General features: G+C 33.9%; 11 protein-coding genes. 3 read left to right on the forward strand and 8 right to left on the reverse strand.

Annotation, left to right across the window (positions count from 1 at the left end; genetic code table 11):
• Positions 1 to 120: 120 nt before the first annotated feature.
• From ppc to QA612_RS04515, 6 genes are all read right to left on the reverse strand, one after another.
• The gene (ppc, locus tag QA612_RS04490; RefSeq protein ID WP_278282566.1) at positions 121 to 2,874 is read right to left on the reverse strand and encodes a phosphoenolpyruvate carboxylase; all 2,754 of its coding nucleotides are present in this window, start codon (positions 2,872 to 2,874) and stop codon (positions 121 to 123) included.
• 726 nt (positions 2,875 to 3,600) lie between these two features.
• A complete protein-coding gene (gene rhmD, locus QA612_RS04495; protein WP_278282567.1) occupies positions 3,601 to 4,794 on the reverse strand; it encodes an L-rhamnonate dehydratase in 1,194 nt (397 codons plus the stop codon).
• Between the two features lie 17 nt (positions 4,795 to 4,811).
• A complete protein-coding gene (locus tag QA612_RS04500; protein WP_278282568.1) occupies positions 4,812 to 5,831 on the reverse strand; it encodes a zinc-dependent alcohol dehydrogenase in 1,020 nt (339 codons plus the stop codon).
• Positions 5,832 to 5,948: 117 nt separating this feature from the next.
• Complete coding sequence (locus tag QA612_RS04505) at positions 5,949 to 6,845, reverse strand: fumarylacetoacetate hydrolase family protein (protein WP_278282569.1); 897 nt, start codon at positions 6,843 to 6,845, stop codon at positions 5,949 to 5,951.
• Between the two features lie 1,058 nt (positions 6,846 to 7,903).
• Positions 7,904 to 8,665, reverse strand: coding sequence for an IclR family transcriptional regulator (locus QA612_RS04510; RefSeq protein ID WP_278282570.1), 762 nt, complete (start codon positions 8,663 to 8,665; stop codon positions 7,904 to 7,906).
• A 150-nt stretch (positions 8,666 to 8,815) separates the two neighbouring features.
• Positions 8,816 to 9,424: a polysaccharide deacetylase family protein gene (locus tag QA612_RS04515; RefSeq protein ID WP_278282571.1), complete on the reverse strand. Its 609-nt coding sequence runs from the start codon at positions 9,422 to 9,424 to the stop codon at positions 8,816 to 8,818.
• A 969-nt stretch (positions 9,425 to 10,393) separates the two neighbouring features.
• Between QA612_RS04515 and QA612_RS04520 the strand changes: the two genes are divergently transcribed.
• Positions 10,394 to 11,743, forward strand: a complete 1,350-nt coding sequence (locus QA612_RS04520; protein ID WP_278282572.1) for an ABC transporter substrate-binding protein — start codon at positions 10,394 to 10,396, stop codon at positions 11,741 to 11,743.
• Positions 11,744 to 11,882: 139 nt separating this feature from the next.
• On the forward strand, positions 11,883 to 13,241 hold the full coding sequence (locus QA612_RS04525) for an ABC transporter substrate-binding protein (protein ID WP_278282573.1): 1,359 nt from the start codon (positions 11,883 to 11,885) through the stop codon (positions 13,239 to 13,241).
• A 1,644-nt stretch (positions 13,242 to 14,885) separates the two neighbouring features.
• Here the strand turns inward: QA612_RS04525 and QA612_RS04530 are convergent.
• On the reverse strand, positions 14,886 to 16,259 hold the full coding sequence (locus QA612_RS04530; protein WP_278282574.1) for an ABC transporter substrate-binding protein: 1,374 nt from the start codon (positions 16,257 to 16,259) through the stop codon (positions 14,886 to 14,888).
• Positions 16,260 to 16,908: 649 nt separating this feature from the next.
• Entirely contained in the window at positions 16,909 to 18,252 is a 1,344-nt protein-coding gene (locus QA612_RS04535) for an ABC transporter substrate-binding protein (RefSeq protein WP_278282575.1), read from the reverse strand.
• Positions 18,253 to 19,306: 1,054 nt separating this feature from the next.
• Here QA612_RS04535 and QA612_RS04540 point away from each other — a divergent pair.
• Positions 19,307 to 19,891, forward strand: a complete 585-nt coding sequence (locus QA612_RS04540) for a hypothetical protein (RefSeq protein ID WP_278282576.1) — start codon at positions 19,307 to 19,309, stop codon at positions 19,889 to 19,891.
• The last annotated feature ends 68 nt before the right edge of the window (positions 19,892 to 19,959 follow it).

Consider the following 19,959-nt stretch of genomic DNA (forward strand, 5'->3'; position numbering starts at 1 on the left):
TAATTATGATTTGCCTAAACACAGATCTAAAAAGGTAAAAAAGGATCAAGCAATAAATCGCTTGATCCTCAACTATCTATCGTGTATTAATTTGTTTAAGATTCCCCATTTTCTAAAGCATCAACCTGTATTAACTAAACCGGCTGCAACGCCACTGATTGTTAATAAAACTTCTGTAAGTAGTTCTTCTGATTGTTCTCCATCCGCTTCACGCATTTTTTGAATCAAATCGATTTGTAAGAAGTTTAGAGGATCTAAATATGGATTACGACGATAAACAGTCTCTTGAATATTTGGTGTATGGTCAAGAAGCTCGTCAGTACCTGTAATACTTAGTAAAACATCACGAGTACGATTATATTCGTCTGAAATATCCTGGAAGATTCTTTCTCCAATATTTTTATCCTCTACTAAATTAACATACTCTTTTGCAGTTGTTAAATCTGCCTTCATTAATGCCATTTGCAAGTTATTAATTGTTACCTCAAAAAACGGCCACTTCTCATACATTTCTTGTAATAACTTTAAATTTTCCCCACTCTTCAATGCAAAGGAGCTTAAACCTGTTCCTGCAGCATACCATGCTGGTAGCATTTGTCGACACTGTGTCCATGCAAATACCCATGGAATTGCTCGTAAGTCTTCAAATTTTTCACTACCTTTACGACTCATTGGACGAGAACCAATATTTAATGCCCCTAATTCTCTTAACGGCGTTGTCTGTCTAAAGTACGTTAAGAAATCCTCATCTCCAAATACAAGAGATTGATATTTTTTCAATGAATGGGTAGATATTTCTTCCATGGCTTCTTCCCAAGAAGCTTGACATGATTCACATTCTGCAGGACGTAAGCCCTTAGATTCAGCTTCGATTAATGCTGATGCTGCTTGCTCTAAATTACGGTAAGCAATATCTTCTAGTAGGTAACGAGACGATAACACTTCCCCTTGTTCAGTAATTTTTACACCGTCACCTAGGGTTTCTGGTGGTTGTGATAAGATACTTCGATTTAATGGTCCACCTCCACGTCCTAGTGAACCACCTCGTCCATGGAAAAACTTTAGACGAATATCATATTCACTAGCCATACCGTGGATTTCTTGTTGTGCTTTATACAGCTTCCAATTTGCTGTTAGGGTTCCACCATCTTTACTACCATCGGAATATCCGAGCATGATTTCTTGATGATTCCCTCGTTCAGCAATATGATTACGATAAATATCCATTTCAAATAACGTTCTCATAATTTCTGGACCAGCTACCAGGTCATCTACTGTTTCAAGAAGTGGTGCTACGTGAATGCCACTTTCTACTTTTCCATCAGCGTGCAAACGATAAATACCTGCTTCTTTAGCAAGTACTAGAACCTCAAGTAAATCACTAGGTGATTGAGTCATACTGATTAAATAAACTTCAATGGAACGACTTCCAAATTCGTCATGAGCATCCTTTATCATTTGGAATACTTTGAATATTTCTTGTGTTTCCTTAGAGTAATCCTCATTTAATAGCATGAGTGGTCTAGGATCTCCAAGAACATTATTTAAAATTTCTAGCTTTTCTTTTTCTGAAAGAGCACTATAGTCTTCGGTAATATTTACTACCTTTAGTATTTCAGCAATTGCCGCTTCATGCTCACCACTGTGGTTTCTTATATCCAGTGTTGCAAGGTGGAATCCAAAAAGCTTTACTTGGCGAATTAATTTCCTTAGTGTTTTTAACTTATGATTGGCAGTTTGGTGTTTTTCAGCGCTATCTCTAATAAGTAATAAATCATCTAGTAATTCCTCTGATTTCTGATAGCCAATATTTGATTTCCCCACGTTCCGTAAACGCTTTAGTATGACAGCAAATTTTCTACGGTATATATCCGTTTCCACTTGCCAGCCTTCCCCTTTTTGAATATACTGCTTTTCGTCCTGCTCAACTGACTTTATTAATTCATCAGAAATAGTCACACGTGTTGTAGATTGACTGAACCGCTTCATTAAATCAATTATATTTTCTTCATATTTTTTTATGGCAAGCTTTCGTTGCATTTTTAATGTTTCCCAAGTAATCTCAGGAGTTACATTTGGATTACCGTCACGATCTCCACCTATCCATGATCCAAAGTGTATAAAATTTGGTATACTCCATTTATTCCCTGGGAAGTATTCATCTAATTCATCCTCTAATTCCTGATGAATATCTGGAAGCACATCAAATAATGTTTGATCGAAATAATAAAGACCATTTTTCACTTCATCTATTACTGTAGGCTTTCGATAACGTAATTCATCTGTTTGCCATAATGCTGTTATTTCATTCGTTAAGCTTTCATCTAACAGCTTTTTTTCTTTTTTCGTAAGTATAGGGTTATCATACTCTTGCAAAATAGTTGAAATACGTTTTTGTATTTCCAACACTGTTCGCTTTGTAGCTTCTGTTGGATGAGCTGTGATGATTAATTCCAACGATAAACCATCCATTAACTGTTGAATAACTTCATGAGAATAGTCATGACCTTTTAACGATACTACTGCACTTTCAATGGAAACAGGTTGTACAATCGTATCGTCTTCAAGCTGATATTGTCGGCGGCGACGTATTCGATGGTTTTGCTCTGCTATATTAATTAAATGAAAATAAACAGAAAATGCCCGAATGACATGCTGACGTGTCGGTGATTCTAATTGATGAATCTCCTCTTTTAATTTTTCGTACAATTCCTTATCATGACCTCTTCGTAAATCTTTCGTCATTTCTCTTATTTCTTCCACTTTGTTAAATAACGATACTCCCCCATGATGAACGAGAATTTCACCGAGAATATTTCCTAACTTTTTCACATCGTTCCTTAGAAGAGAAGTGTTGTCTACTACATTGATCATTAAATCATCCTCCTATTTTTTGGGTACCTGACCCTCGGCGCTGTTGAGGTTTAATGTAATACAGCGTTGTGGGTCAAGCACTCAGTTAAAAGGGATTACTGTATACCCTTAACAACTAAATGTAAATTCCATACAAAGTAAGCTCATGTTAGATAATTCAACAAGTTATTGTTTTATATTAACAAAAAGTAGCGAAAAAGACCAATTTATTATCTGATTATTTCGTATATATTGTCAATTTTTTCAAAATTTTTGGTTATTTTAGGATATTTTCATTGTGATAGTACCCTGAAAATACAACAATTTAGCAGTGAAGGGTGACAACTCCAGTGCGAGCATATGCTTCTCGGATGAACTTCTAGCTGAGTATTTTTATTCTCCATGGTGCAAATTCCACTTGCACGGCAGTCTATCCTAAAAATAGTTAACATTATATTGAGTAAAATAATCCAATAAAAGTTAAAGCTACTAATAAACACCTTGTTGCACTCTAATCAACTTAAATAATGTCAACTTAATAAATTACACAATTATAATGAAGGAACTGGAAATTCAAATTATTTATGCACCTATATTATAGAAGAAACTTGAAATCAAAACCATTTTTCACCCCAGTTTCTTCCTATTATATAGTACACTTATTTGGAGTATCAACTTTCATGATAATTAAATGAAAAGGAGAAAAGCTCCAAAATATTTAGAGCTTTTCATCCTTTATAATGACACTTATAATTTAGATCCCTTTTTCACTTCTACTAAACCAGCTTCCCGATTGAGCTCCACCCCAAACCCTGGTGCATCTCCCACCTTCATTTTTCCATTCACCGGAATAGGTTCATCCTTCAGTAATGGGTAAAATTGAGGAACAACACTATCTGCCTCTGGGCTCATAACAATGTATTCTGTAAATGGACTATTTGTTTTCGTCGTCACGTAATGGGAGCTATACACCCCGCTTCCATGGGGAATAACTAACTTTCCGTAGCTTTCTGCTAAATTACCGATTTTAATCAGTTCGGTTAATCCTCCACACCACCCAACATCAGGTTGCAAAATATCAAGGTCACACATTTCTATTAACATTCGGAAGCCGTACCTCGTTGCTTCATGCTCTCCTCCCGTTACCATGATTTTATTGCCTGCTCGCTTCTTTAAATCACGATAACTCCAATAGTCATCTGGATTAAAGCACTCTTCTACCCATTTAAAGCCTAAATTCTCTGATTTATCCATAAGCTTCTGAGCATAAGGAAGATCTAAAGACATCCAGCAATCCCACATGAGCCAAAAATCATCTCCTACACGATTTCGCATTTCCTCGGCTTGTTCAATATTTTTTCTTAGCCCCTCTTCTCCATCTGCTGGACCATAGACTAATGGAAGCTTTCCACCGATAAATCCCATTTCTTTTGCAAGATCTGGACGAGGTCCTGTGGCGTAAAAGACGAGTTCCTCTCTTACCTTACCACCAATCATTGCATAGACTGGTTCTTCCCTTAAACGACCTAATAAATCCCAGAGTGCTAAGTCAACTGCTGAAATAGCATTCATGACGATACCTTTTCTTCCATAGTACATGGAACCACGATACATTTGATCCCACATTTTTTCTACATTTTCTACCGGTTGATCTACGATGAAACGATCGAGGTGATTCATAATGAGCCACGCTGCAGGATATCCACCCGTTGAGATAGCAAAACCAACTTTCCCATTATCAGCTTCTACTTCAACAACAATTGTTTTCAATGCATTAATACCAAAACTTATCCTTGAATCCTTATATTCAGGGTAAATACTCATAGGCGTGGAAATTTGCTTTACAATCCAATGTTCTTTTTCTTGATCGTGATAATCTCCGCCACCGCCCTCAACAACATATGCACGAATAGAAGCAATTTTTTGACCAGTTACCTTCATGACAACTCTCCTCTATATTAAAGGGTTAGAAAAATTTTACTCTTTTCAATTTCTCCATTTACTAATTCAGAAAAAGCTTGCTGCCCATTTTCCAGTGGACGAATTTCTGACCAGCCATCTCGATTGATTTTTCCCTCTTCTAGTAATTGAACAGCATCATAAAAATCCTGTTTCGTATAACAAAATGATCCTAAAATCATAGTTTCACTTCGAATCTGTTGATTTATTGGAAGAGGGGTTTCATCAATACCTAACCCTACATTCATAATAACTCCCCCTGGGTTAACAACATTCATTGCTTGAGATCGAGTAGGTAAAAATCCTGCAGCATCGATCACAACATCTACACCTTTCTCACCTGTGATATTCTTGAGTTTATTATCTAAATCCTCCATTTTCGTATTAATAACATCATGAAAACCTACGTTTTGCACTGTTTTAAGTCTTTCGTCATTAATATCTACGATAATTACTTTATTTGCTCCTAATATTTGGGCTACAAAACCACTTAATAATCCAATAGCTCCAGCTCCATAAATTAGTACATTGGAAAAAGGATGTAGTGTCATTGCACGTCGTACTGCTCGCAAACAGCATGCTAGTGGTTCTGCTAATGAGGCGGAAAAAGAATCTAGGTTTTCTGATACAACAACTACAGAAGAAGCAGGAACAGCTACATATTCTGCAAATGCACCTGAACGGTGAATACCTATTATTTTTCGTTCATCACAAAGGTTTTCTAAACCCCTTCTACATCGATCACATGTACCGCAATTAAGTAATGGATTTACCACTACTTTGCTTCCGATCTCTATGGAGCTAACCTCTCTTCCTTTATCTACAATTCTTCCACAAAATTCATGTCCCATTACAAGAGGTGGTACTCGTAAACTATTATGACCTAAATATCCTTCAATTTCTGATCCACAAATTCCTACAACATCTACTTGTATGATAACTTCATTAGCTTGAACAACAGGCCGTTCCTGTTGTTCTACCTTCATTGTTTCTGCTCCTGTCCAGACAAGTGTTTTCAAAGTTAAATCAGCTCCTTTTATTGGTAACGCTTTCTATAATTATAATTAGGGGAGAGCTTATCTTTGAAATGAATAGATAAGCTCCGATAATAACAAAATTCAATTGAATGAATCAGTTTACTTAATAGGGTTTTTCAAAGTACCGATATGTTCAATTTCAATAGTGCATATATCTCCACTTTTTAAAAATATTTTCGGTTCGCGGAAAACACCTACACCATGTGGGGTTCCAGTTGCAACTACATCTCCAGGTTTAAAAGTAAAACCTTTTGATAGATATGATAGTATGTAAGGAATGTCAAAAATCATATGCTCAGTGTTTGAATCTTGGAGTGTTTCACCGTTAACATCTAGCTTTATTTTTACGTTTTGCGGGTTTTCTATTTCATCTTTTGTTACGATTGTAGGTCCTAATGGTGCAAATGTATCAAACGATTTCCCTCTCACCCATTGACCGTCAGCAAACTGAACATCTCGAGCACTAATATCATTCATGATCGTATATCCAAAAACATAATCGAAGGCTTCCTCAGCCTTAATATTCTTACCTTCCTTCCCAATAATCACAACTAACTCTGCTTCGTAATCCACTTGCTCCGATTCTTCAGGTAATTCAACGAGTTCGTCTGGACCAACAATACACGAAGGCCATTTTGAGAAAATAAGCGGTTTTTCCGGTGGCTCCACATTCTGTTCACGACAATGATCCATATAATTATTACCTACACAAACAACTTTTCCTGGATTTGAAATTGGCGCTAATAGCTTAACGTCTTCTAGTTGGAACTCTACAGTTGTACGAATTGTATCGTTTTGATCATAATAAGCTAGCAATTTTTCCACATATGTAAGGGATTCATCACGTTGTTCTATGAGTGACAACATGTCTTGAACATATTTAGCTGGCTCTCCTTCGTTATACAAACTAGATAGTGCCTTAAGATTTATAACACTATCTTTCTTTAAAACTCCTAATAAAGGCTCCTCATTTACTTGAAACGTTACTAATTGCATTTTTTAACCACCCTTTCTATTTCTGCAAAATACATGTCAATTCTGTAGAACTTATAGTTTCCCAGTCCCTATATCCCGAATACTGGAATGCTATTCCTGTTTTATTCCATTGTCCCATATTACGGAATCATTTTCCTACATTACGGCAAAAATAAATTTTTACTATAAACAGTTCATAAAATAATGTTAGATTACCATATTAATATTGTCAATAGTCTGAATAATATAAAATTTACACTCGTTCGTGCTGCTAATTCCGAATTATTTGAAGAAGTAGGTGTTAAATTATCTAAGTCTAAAAAATATTTACGATAATAAGTAAATAGGATCCTTGGTTTCCTAGTCTTAATAGAAAATGTAAGTATATACTATCAAACTATTCGTGTTAACATACTGTCTAAAAGTCCTATAAATAGGGGGGAGCCTATCTACTCACAGCAAGTAGATAGGCTCCAAAAAATGTCAAAGATCCAAATTAATGAATCGGGATCACCTATTAAGGTTTTTCTTACTAATAAATGGCTCCAAATATATTAGATAAATATCTCCAAATTCCAAAAATATTGAATTTGTGAGATATACTTACTCAGAACATAATTTCTTTATAACAATAAAAGATTGAAAGAGATTCCCTATATGTTTATTAAATTAAATTTTGCTCTTCTAATGGAGTTAATTTAGTCATCTCTTCTTTACGTAAATGAAAATAAGAAAGGTTAATTCTTGTATTATGTTACCGCTTACAATTACAAGTTAATAGTACAACTACATTTTTAATCACCAATCTTGAATTATCACTTTAGTACCAATCATCCTCGTTCCGCATTATGGAATGACATCCCTATTATTCTCTTAAAATTTTGAACAGCAAGAATGCTATTCTAATTTTGCAATCTATATAAACACCTTTCCCCATATAGTGGGATGCATTTCCCACACAAGAATATTGGTAAACGTTTTCATTTATTACTAAGAAGATTTCGTAGAATCTCTTATAATTTATATTCTAGAATATCCTCTTATTATTGTCAATAGTCTGAATAATTAAATTCGAAAATTTATTCAAAATATCCTAAAGCCTTCGAAATTTCCTTACTTTTTTCTAAAATTAAGGGTCTTAATTCATTTTCTACTCGATCCATCGTTACCCTTTCAGCTGGACCTGCTATACTTATTCCTGCTATAGTTTCACCACGAAAATTAAATACAGGTGCTGCTATACAACGTATTGTTTCTTCATGCTCCAAATTATCTATAGAGTAGCCTTGTTCCCTTACACCTTGTAAATGTTGAATCAATGACTCATAGTCAGTTATTGTGTTTTCTGTGAATTTCGGTAATCCTTTTACATTTATAATGTCTTTTACTTCATCTATCTCCATTCCTGCTAAAAGCATTTTTCCAACGCCAGTACAATGCAATAATGCTCTGTAGCCAACTTGTGAAGCAATACGAATTTTTTGTGTACTTTCAAATTTATCAATATATACTGCTTCCCCTTCTTCTTGAATACAAAGGTGAATAACCTCTCCAGTTGTATCTCTTAAGGTTTCTAAAAATGGTCGTGCTACTGATCGAACATCTAAATTATCCAATATACCTGATGAAATTTGAAGAAAATATAAACCTAAAGAATACTTATCAGTTTCACCATTCTTTACTACAACATTGTTTTTACCAAGTGTACTTAATATTCGGTGTATTGTTGTAGTTGGTAATTCTAATTCATGATGAATTTCTGTTATGCCAAGTCCCTTTGGATTCTTTGAAAGTAGATTAATTATATTCATTGCTCGTTCTATGGACTGTACCGTACTCATCATCACATCACCTATCTTTTCTCATATATTAGTTTTGCTTAATACTGTATTTAAATCATTCTATACTTTGATTACAATCTAGTAAACTAATAAGCCTAGAAGGGGGAACCATAGTCCAGCATTTATTTAATTTCTTTGAAATAAATGTTTTTAGAAATCAAATAAAGTTAGGTCATAACCATTTTTTTTAATTTCTTTAATTAAATCTGGAAGAACATTTACTGTTTGTCTAAGTTCGTGGAGGAGTATAATTGCCCCGTCCTCTAAATTGTCTAGAACATAAGACATGATTTTATCAGGATTATCCTTTAATTCCCAATCTAATGAAGCAACTCTCCACATAACGGTTGTTAACTGTAATTTATTAGCAACCTTTATAGTATCGCTATTATATTGGCCAAATGGTGGACGAAAATAGTTAACCTCCGCCCCAGTAATACGTTCAATTTTTTCCTTGCTGAATCTCAGTTCTTGAAGTTGCTGTTGTCTAGTCATCCTAACTAAATTTGGATGCTTGCAAGTATGTGTCCCAATAACATGTCCCTCTTCTATAACACGTTTCCATGGTCGTTTATAATGGAGTAGCTTAGATTGCCAAAAAAATGCAGCTTGTACATCCTCTGCAAGTAAGCAATCTAAAATTTGATCCAACACTCTACTAGGGCCATCATCAAAGGTAAGTACTATACGTTTTTTCTCAAATTCTGTCTTTCTTTTCTCAATTGATGTAATGACATTATCGGTTGTAGTATCGTACACGACACTGGATTCATCAACAATTCACGGACAATTTTTCCTTACCAACACCTACTCCTCCTCATTTTTTAATTCAAATATACATGTCCTTTCTTACATACAACTATATCAAATTTTTCATTTATTAGTAAGAAAAGCACAATGCGCCCCAATTCCGCCTAAGTACAGCCTACGTCCTGTAAGTAACGGTGTTATATCGACATCCTGGCTCCCACCGCTATGCAAATGTTCTGGCCGTTAAAAAGTACTTTTTTTGCTGTCAGGTTATTTGACTTCGAACACAAGTACTGCCTGAACCCACTTCCTACCACCTGTGCAACCGAGTTTATCGAGAACAGGTGCGACTGTTTATTCTTTTCTACTACATAAACATAATGGTTGTTTCTATCTAATTCACCTCCTAAAAATCCTGTTTTACTTGTAACTTAATCATTCACTATAGAATCCACAGCCACCTAAATAAATTTTTGTAATATAATTTCAAAATTTATAAATGGAGCATCATCAACATTATACTATATTGAACATTTTTTACTTTTTATACCAAAATCTTTTATTTCGACTTACTAATAGAAATAATTCCCATATTAATGCTGGCATTTTGCGTTTTTTGACGATTGGAGTAGTATTTTGTTTAGAGATGCTAAATAAGAAGTTTCAAATAAAAACAAATTCAAAAAATTTTTTTATTGAAAAAACCCTGATATATCAGCGTTTTTATTGGAATATAGTGTTTAAGTTGTCTGAAAATTAAAATTTCTATATTGAAAGCGTTTACGAAAGGTGCTACTATGACTTTACAACTAAGAGGAATTACTAGATCGGAAATGAAAGCCTTTACAATCAAATCTGTACATCTTTTCAAAGGAGGGATTGAATAGAAAAAGTAGCTTCTAATTTATGTAGTTGATAGAAGTTTGGAGTGTCCGGGGTAATTTTACAAAATTTAATTATTTACAAGGGGGTACAATAATGAGAAGTAAATTCAGAATTTTCTCAATTGTTTTGGTGTTGTTAATTATACTTGGTGCTGCAGCGGGGTGTAATGATGAATCTGCAAGCTCAAATAACAACGATAATAACAATAATAATAACAATAATAATTCAGGTAACGTTGATGACTCACCTGAAGATATTGAATTTCGATTCATGTGGTGGGGAAATCAAAATCGTCATGACAGAACGATCAGTGTAATCGAATTGTATGAAGAAAGAAACCCACATGTTTCCATTAGTTATGAATTTTTGAACTTTGATGATTTTGCTGAAAGACTAGCAACTCAATCTGCTGCTGGTAATGCACCTGATGTATTCCAAATCGTCGATAGATGGTTACCTCAATATTCAAATGCTGGATTATTAGCTGATTTACAACCGTATGTTGATTCTGGAGATATCAATACAGATCATATTGACCAATCAGCTCTTAACCCTGGTTATATAGGTGATGAGCTTGTAGCATTAAATGCTGGTAGTAACGCATTTACCTTAGCTTATAACCCAGATATGTTTGATGAAGCAGGCGTTCCGTATCCTGAACCTGGATACACTTGGGAAGAATATGCTGATATGGCACGTGAAATTAAAGATGCACTTGATTTAGAGTATGGTGTCTTCACCGATATTCAACATGATAGAATGTGGGGGATTTGGTTAAGGCAGCACGATAAGTGGATTTACAATGAAGCACAAGATGGTTTAGGTTGGGAAGATGATGATACTTTCTTAGAATTTGTTGACTTCCATATGGGATTAGTAGAGGAAGGACTTGCTCCTCCTGCTGATGTTAACGAAGGTGCCGATAACATCGAGAACTGGTTAATCGTAAGACAAGAGATTCCAATGCAAATTTTCCATAGTAACCAAATTGTAGCTGCAACAAGTGCTGCAAACCATGAGTTTGAAATAACAATTTTACCGTCTAGTTCGAATGGTGAAAATGGTCAGTACATTCGTGCTTCTCAATTCTTCTCCATGAATGCGAACACGGAACATCCTGATGAAATTGTTAAATTCTTAGACTTCTTAACAAATGATCTAGAAGCAAATGAAATATTAGAAGGAGAACGTGGTGTTCCAATTTCATCTGCAGTTCGCGAACATTTATATGACGATGCAGACAAAGCAATTCAACAACAATTCGATTATATTGAAATGATGGGTGAAATTGTTGGTTCACCACCACCACCACCACCACCGACAAGTCAAGAAGCTGATGTATACTTTACAAACTTATTCTATGAAATTTACTACGGTGTAAAGAGTCCAGAAGATGCTTTAGAAGATTATAAATCTGGTATGCTTGATATTTTAGAAAGATAATATCACGTTTTAATAGTTTTATAGGAGAGGTTTTTGTTAAAATAAAGCCTCTCCTACTCTCTAACGGATTCCTATTTATTACATTATTGTTGAACTTTATTATATTTTTTAAAATCTCATAATTAAAGGAGGGGTATTTATGACTAAAAAAATTAGAAACTTAGTGATATTATCATTATTATCTCTATTAGTCGCTTTTATGGTTGCTTGTAATGATGAATCTGCAAGCTCAAATAACAATAACAACGATAATAATAACAATAATAATAACAATAATAATTCAGGTAACATTGAGGATTCACCTGAAGATATAGAATTTCGTTTCATGTGGTGGGGTGGACAAAACCGTCACGACAGAACAATTAGTGTCATAGAACTTTATGAGGAACGAAACCCACATGTGACGATACATTATGAGTTTTTAAATTTTGATGATTTCTCTGAAAGACTAGCAACTCAATCAGCTGCTGGTAACGCACCTGATGTTTTCCAAATTGTTGATAGATGGCTTCCTCAATATGCTGAAGCTGGATTATTAGCAGATTTACAACCTTATATTGATTCAGGGGATATAAACACAGATAATATTGACCAATCAGCACTTGATCCGGGGTATGTTGGTGATGAATTAGTTGCATTAAACGCAGGTAGTAATGCACACGTAATGATTTATAATCCTGCTATGTTTGACGAAGCTGGCCTCCCTTATCCAGAACCTGGGTATACTTGGGCAGAGTATGCTGACATGGCCCGTGAAATTCAACAAGCTTTAGATTTAGAGTTTGGAATGCATGTAGACATTATCCATGACCGTGGTTTTGGGATTTGGTTAAGACAAAATGATATGTGGTTATATAACGATGATGCAACAACTTTAGGATGGGACGATGATCAAATTTTCTTAGATCACATTAACTTCTATATGGATCTAGTTGAAGAAGGTGTAGCTCCACCACCAGACGTGACAGAAGCTGCATCAAATATTGAAGATCTATTAATCACAAGACAACAAGTTCCAATGCAAACAGTTCATAGTAACCAAATTGTTGCTATTTCAAATGCAGCAAACCATGAATTTGGAATGACTACATTGCCTGCAAACGAAGATAGAGAAACAGGACAATATATACGTGCTTCACAATTCTTCTCAATAAATGCAAATACAGATCATAAAGAAGAAATTGTTAAGTTCCTTGATTTCTTAACGAATGACATTGAAGCAAATGATATCTTAGGTGGAGAACGTGGTGTTCCAATTTCATCTGAAATTCGCGATCATTTGTATGATGATGCAGAAAAAACTATTCAGCAGCAATTTGATTATATTGAAATGATGAGTGATATTGTTGGAACTCCTCCTCCACCGCCACCACCTGCTGGAGAAGAAATGGATAGATTCTTTAACGATGTATTCTATGAAGTATATTACGGAGTATCAACAGTTGAAGAGGCGTTAGAAAAGTATAAAAAAGGTGTACAAGATATTATTGACAGATAATACCCTTACTTTATAAAAATAGACTCCCCATAATTAAAGTGTACTTTATATAAAGGACCTTTAAATTTATAGGGAGCTATTTATTTTTCCAACACCTTAGAACGATGAATATAATTAGGAGCCTTATTTACATTTTAAATGCAATACTTTCTCTCAAAGCATATATTTATCGTATCACACTCATTTCTTAGACACTTTAAAGAAATGAGTGAAACAATCTTATGTTCATAATACTAGTTTCTACTTTTCTCTAAACTATTTTATGTGTTGAAAAAGGTAAATTCTTCATTATATGTTCTTTTGAGATAGAACCTCTTGCAAGAAAATTTTGCACCTCGGCGTATGAAGTCACTTTCAAAGGAGATTCATATCGTTACATTCGGAAGCTTTCACCACAAGCCCAAGTGCGACATTCGTTCATTCTTCACAGTGCATTCTATACCACGGGCACGCCTCAGCATCCTATTATTTATTTTACATTGTTAAAGTACCATGTTCCAGTCTCTTACTCTACTAGTGTTGCTCTGGCGATATATGAGTCAGACAACTCGAAGTTAAATCGTGATGTTTATGCTTTTACCTGATTTTTTTCTCATCGGAGTTGCAGCCTTTCAATCCTTAAACAATTTTTATTTTCAATGTAACTCTATCACCGATGTCGTATTCCTACCTTATAATGAATACAAGACTAATAAAGTATTATGGATCCTTTCCTTATGAAAGATCATATTATAAACACACACACTTATTCATTAAATCCATCCAGTACAATAATTTATTAATTCAATGTCATGCAAATTTTACATAATTTAACAATGTCTAAATATTTACTTAATCTATTATTATTACAATGAATATATCATAGAGTAATGACCACATTAGATCATTCACTCATGTATAAATGTTGTCATTGGAGGAGATATTAGATTATAAATGCTTTTATTATTAAATGAATGAATTTCATAATTAAAAATTTGTTGAAAAAGACAAACATTATTTTCGGTTGTAGTGAAAGACGGCGACTCTAGCGACGAGCACATGCTTCACGAATAGGCTTACGCACTTAACAACAGAGCAATACTAGTAGAGGCAGAGACAGGACAATATGCTTTAGCAGTATACAAAATGTCTAGTGTTGAGGTTGTTGAGGTTGTTGAGGTTGTTGAGGCCGTGCCCGGAGCTAGGATGGCAGGATTACGCCGTTGCATACAGGACGTAGGCTGTACTTAGGCGTAATTGATCCGTCTGAAACGGGGATCGAATTAAATTTAACCTTTATGTACAAATATTCGTGTTTTAGAATGAAATAGTGAATTATGCAATTGACTCAATTGATTAATTAATCTTTCATGCTTGTTTTATCTTAGTAGTTTTGAACATTAAATGATTGTTACGCATAGAAATTAAAATTACGATATATAATCCTTAGTTTAAATAGATAATTTACAAAAGACTTTCTCCCCCCCTTGAAAGTCTTTTGATATTTTACCACCTAGCTATTATCGCATTCTTTGTTTATTCAATATAGCTGGCTGGCTTTAATGTACCTTTTTCGATGAAATTTTCCGGAGAGTATATTTTTTCAAAAAGCTAAAGAACAGAAAAACAGTGCCCCAAAGGGACACTGTTTTATAATCTGATAACTTAGTCTGCTCTTTCAATGATGTCAACTACACCATCACGGTATTTTTCAAGTGCTTCTTCAGGACTAGTTACTCCATATCGAACTTCATCAATTACATCTTCAAAGAAGTTATCTACTTCTTGACCAATTGACGGTGGTGGTGGTGGTGCATCAGCAGCGTGTTGACCAATTAATTCAATGTAGTCAAATTGTTGTTGTACAGTACGTTCAGCATCAGCGTATAAGTGTTCACGAATTTCAGCTGAAATCGGTACACCTAAGTCACCTTGCATGATTTCATGAGCTTCTTTATTATTTGTCATGAAGTCTAAGAACATAGCAACTTCATCAGGGTGCTCAGTGTTAGCATTCATTGCTAAGAACATAGAGGCACGGATATACTGACCTGATTCACCATTTTCACCTGATGGTAAAATAGTTAATTCGAAGTCACGGTTTGCAGCCGAAGCAACTGCTACAATTTGGTTACTGTGAATTACTTGCATTGGAATTTGTTCATGAATAATTAAATAGTTTTCAAGGCTATCTGCAGCAGAAGTTACATCTGGTGGAGGTGCAATTCCATCGTCAATTAGATCCATCCAGAAGTTTACATAGTCTAAGAATAAGTCGTCATCTTCCCATCCTGGACCAGTTGCATCATCATTATATAACCAGTAGCCGTTCTGTCTTAAATTGATACCGAATTCACGATCATGTGCAGCATCCATTTGAACTGCGTAAGGTAAGTCTAAAGCGTCTCTTACTTCAATTCCCATTTCTACATACTCATCCCAAGTGTATCCTGGTTCTGGGTAATCAACACCAGCTTCATCAAACATTGCTGGATCATAAACTAAAGCGAATGCGTTACTACCAGCATTAAGAGCAACTAGTTCATTCCCGATATAACCAGGATCAAGTGAAGATTGCTCTACATGATCTGTATTGATTGCACCAGAATCAATGAATGGTTGTAAATCAGCTAGCAATCCAGCATCTGAATATTGAGGTAACCAACGGTCAACAATATGGAATACGTCTGGCGCATTTCCAGCAGCAGATTGCGTTGCAAGTCTTTCACCGAAGTCACCAAAGCTTAAGAATTCATAGTTGATTGTAATATGTGGGTTTTCTCCTTCAAAAAGATCAATTAATTCTAGTATTCTATCATGGCGAGTTTGGCTTCCCCACCACATATAACGTAATTCAACTTCCTCAAGCTCATCATTATTATTATTATTGTTATTATTGTCGTTATTATCATTGTTCTCCGTATTGTCATTGTTATTATTACCATTACCAGAAGCATCTTCATTGTTATTACATCCAACAAAGATTAATAATAGTGATAATACAAAGAGAACTGCTATTATTCTAAATTTTTTTGTCATTAATCTTTCCCCCTTATTTTTTGTTGTGACACAAAGCGACAGGACAACATAAGTATGAAAAGAATACTAATTTATTTTATGTATTATATCACCAACTTTCAACAATTTACCTACCTTTATGTAAGGGTTTACATAAGAGTATAGGACGTTTGTAACAACGTTGTAATGCAATGGTAACATCAAAATAAAGCGCTTTCAATACTAAATTTTTAAATTTCTGATTTTTTGAACTAATTTCACAATTAAAACCCTTATGTATCAAGGTTTTATTAGCTGTAAATTTTTTTCTATTTTTTCAAAAATACTTACAATTATCTGATTAATAAATTTCGTAATATAACTGTAAAAATTATTTTAGATATTCTGTAGCTAATCGAAAATGTACCATTCGAATAAAGGGATCGTCGCTTATTGTCGTAAAAAATATATAAAGCAACTTCCTTCCTAAGATGGTTCTTTCATATTCCCATTGCTTTGTATTTTTTCACTAATTTTAAACAATTCTTAACCATTGACATCTATGTAAGGTTTAAATTTATTAGTAAATTAGACTTCTCCAACGGCATAATTTAAAATTAAAAGGTAGCCTGTTAACAGGCTACCTTTTAATTTTAAATTTTTTCTACTATATAAATGTTATATATAGTATTTATCTATCGATAATGTCTTGAACACCATTACGATAGTTTTCAAGTGTTTCTTCTGGAGTAGCTACTCCATATAACAGTTCATAAATAACATCTTCAAAAAATCTGTCCATTTCTTGACCTGTTGCAGGCGGTGGTGGTGGTGCTTCACCAGCGTGCTGACCAATTAAGTCAATATAGTCAAATTGTTGCTGTACTGTTCTTTCAGCATCATCATATAAATGTTCACGAATTTCTGATGAAATTGGTACACCTAAGTCACCTTGCATAATTTCATGAGCTTCAGGACTATTTGTCATGAAGTCTAAGAATTTAACAACCTCATCTGGATGCTCTGTGTTTGCATTCATAGATAAGAACATAGATGCACGGATATATTGACCAGATTCACCATTTTCATTAGATGGTAAAATAGTTAATTCAAGGTCACGGTTTGCAGCTTGAGATGTAGCTACAATTTGGTTACTGTGAATTACTTGCATTGGTACTTCTTCATGTACAATTAAATACTGTTCAATACTACCAGTAGCTTCCATTACGTCAGCTGGAGGAGCATAGCCTTGGTCAATTAAATCAACCCAGAAGTTTGCATAGTCTAAAAATAAGTCGTCATCGTCCCAACCAAGACCTGTTGCATCATCATTATATAACCAGTAGCCGTTCTGTCTTAACCAAATACCAAACTCACGATCATGTGCAGCGTCCATACGAACTGCATAAGGTAGATCTAAAGCTTCTTGTACTTCACGACCCATTTCAACATATTCATCCCAAGTGTAACCTGGTTCTGGATAGTCAACACCTGCTTCATCAAACATTGCTGGATCATAAACTAAAGCGAAAGCATTACTACCTGCGTTCATTGCTACTAACTCATCACCGATGTAACCAGGATCTAATGAGGATTGTTCAATATTATCTGTATTAATTGCACCGCTATCAATGTACGGTTGAAGATCAGCCAATAAGTCTGCTTCAGCATACTGCGGTAACCAACGGTCAACAATATGGAACACATCTGGTGCATTACCCGCTGCTGATTGTGTTGCTAATCTTTCAGAAAAGTCATCAAATCCTAAGAACTCATAACTGATTGTAATATTCGGATTCTCTTCTTCAAATAAATCTATTAATTCTAAAATTCTATCATGGCGAGTCTGACTTCCCCACCACATATAACGAAGTTCTACTTCTTCATCTGTAACTTCATCATTGCCATTTCCATCTCCATTGCCATCTCCATTGCCGTCTCCATCTCCTGATGTATTTTCATTTGAAGAACATGCACTAAAAATAAGTAGTAGTGTTAAAACTAAAGCTGAGAAAATACCATATCTTTTTTTCATTGTTTTTCCCCCTATATTTTGTTTCAATGTTCTTGCTACGTTACACATTCAACCTACGAAACAGCTAAACTAATTCCATACTATTACTATAAGTTTACTCTGTTATATCACCACCTTTTTAAGATCATCTCATAATATGAAAAGGTTTTCATGAATGAGTTGATCTTCGTAACAACGTTGTAAATAAATCGTAGCAAAAATATAAAACGCTTTCAATGGCTTAATATTTATTTCGACCAAAATTGAATTAATTTCACAATGTGGATCCCTTCTCCCCCAAAGGATCGAATACTTTTAAAATTTTTTAAAAAAATTTTGAATATGTGCACTATTTAACTTTATAGTAATATTTATTATTGTCCTGTAATAATATATTATTATTTATCAATATACTGAAGTATTTAATAGATAAATCAATAATAAAACATGTATAAATCAAGGTTTTTAAAATTTTTCCATTTTTATCATTTTAAAACTCTTTTATAAATGTATTATTGCTTTTTTAAAAACATAAATAGATTAATATAATTATATGTTCATTCATTATCATTCTTCATATACCTTTCTATAATAATAAGTGATCACTCACTTATTGCTCATTCTTTCTTTAGGAATCACATTCCCTTCAAATATTAAGCAGCAACCTTCACACATTGAACGTTCTAGTATCTAATATTGTTATGTTAATTTAAAGTAAGTGAAATGGAAAAAATTAGTCCAATCCATTCTAAAAACCAATAAATTCTTAAATTCAACTATAACACTTTAATAAATGAAAATTTTCACCTCATACATGAAATCAATTTTGATAAAGTACTAAATTTAACGTTTTTCTAGCAATTTTCATGCAACAATTGGATCGAAGTGTATACTCACTCTATTTCCTTTACTTTGAAAAACCTAATAAACCATAGTTATATTACGGCACCTGTGTAAATGTCATTAATAAAATATTGCATACCTCTAATTGAAAAACATAAAAGTAATTCATGTATGAATATCTCACTAAATATTGGGTAGGATGCTAATACAATATTTATGGAGGTTTTTCATTATGAGGAAATTTACTTGGACCGCTATAATTAGCGTATTTATTTTAGGAGGAATTGCTTTCTTTTTAGAGCAAAGTATTTCAACAACTACAGAAAATGAAATAATTCATAAAAATTCTACTTCTAACAATACTGTTAATGACACCATAATATTAAATAATGAAATAACAAACAAAGATAATCATCATTCAGAATCTACAATTATTTCCGAAGATGAATTATTAAATACATACAAGGATAAGTTAGTCCTGCTTGAAATGGATATTAAACAAAACATAAATAATTTCATCTCAAACGCAATTTCAGATTTCGAACAATATACTAATGAAGGGGAAAGACCATCAGTCTTTCATTTGTATCAAACATATTATCGCGGGGGTATTAGCTTAATCGAAGAAACAGAATCGCGATATCAAAATAAATATGAAAATTTAAAGTCAGAAATTAATTCGAATGGGTTTGAGGAAGATATATTATTAGAATTTGAAGAAGCATTTGATGATGTAAAAAGAAGAAATGTTTCAGAGGCGATCAATAATATAATTGATTATTTTTCATTGGATGATGGCACGTTTAGGTTTTTATAAGGATAAACGTCATGTAGAACTGAACCAATAATAAAAAAGCCGACTCCTTTTGTTGCATATCCGCAACT

It is taken from the genome of Evansella sp. AB-P1 (assembly GCF_029688925.1).
GTDB lineage: Bacteria > Bacillota > Bacilli > Bacillales > Salisediminibacteriaceae > Evansella.

Bases quoted from the DNA above. Each gene is read 5' to 3' on its own strand.
- ppc (WP_278282566.1), bottom strand. From the start codon at position 2,874: ATGATCAATGTAGTAGACAACACTTCTCTTCTAAGGAACGATGTGAAA.
- rhmD (WP_278282567.1), bottom strand. From the start codon at position 4,794: ATGAAGGTAACTGGTCAAAAAATTGCTTCTATTCGTGCATATGTTGTT.
- QA612_RS04505 (WP_278282569.1), bottom strand. From the start codon at position 6,845: ATGCAATTAGTAACGTTTCAAGTAAATGAGGAGCCTTTATTAGGAGTT.
- QA612_RS04510 (WP_278282570.1), bottom strand. From the start codon at position 8,665: ATGAGTACGGTACAGTCCATAGAACGAGCAATGAATATAATTAATCTA.
- QA612_RS04520 (WP_278282572.1), top strand. From the start codon at position 10,394: ATGAGAAGTAAATTCAGAATTTTCTCAATTGTTTTGGTGTTGTTAATT.
- QA612_RS04525 (WP_278282573.1), top strand. From the start codon at position 11,883: ATGACTAAAAAAATTAGAAACTTAGTGATATTATCATTATTATCTCTA.
- QA612_RS04530 (WP_278282574.1), bottom strand. From the start codon at position 16,259: ATGACAAAAAAATTTAGAATAATAGCAGTTCTCTTTGTATTATCACTA.
- QA612_RS04535 (WP_278282575.1), bottom strand. From the start codon at position 18,252: ATGAAAAAAAGATATGGTATTTTCTCAGCTTTAGTTTTAACACTACTA.
- QA612_RS04540 (WP_278282576.1), top strand. From the start codon at position 19,307: ATGAGGAAATTTACTTGGACCGCTATAATTAGCGTATTTATTTTAGGA.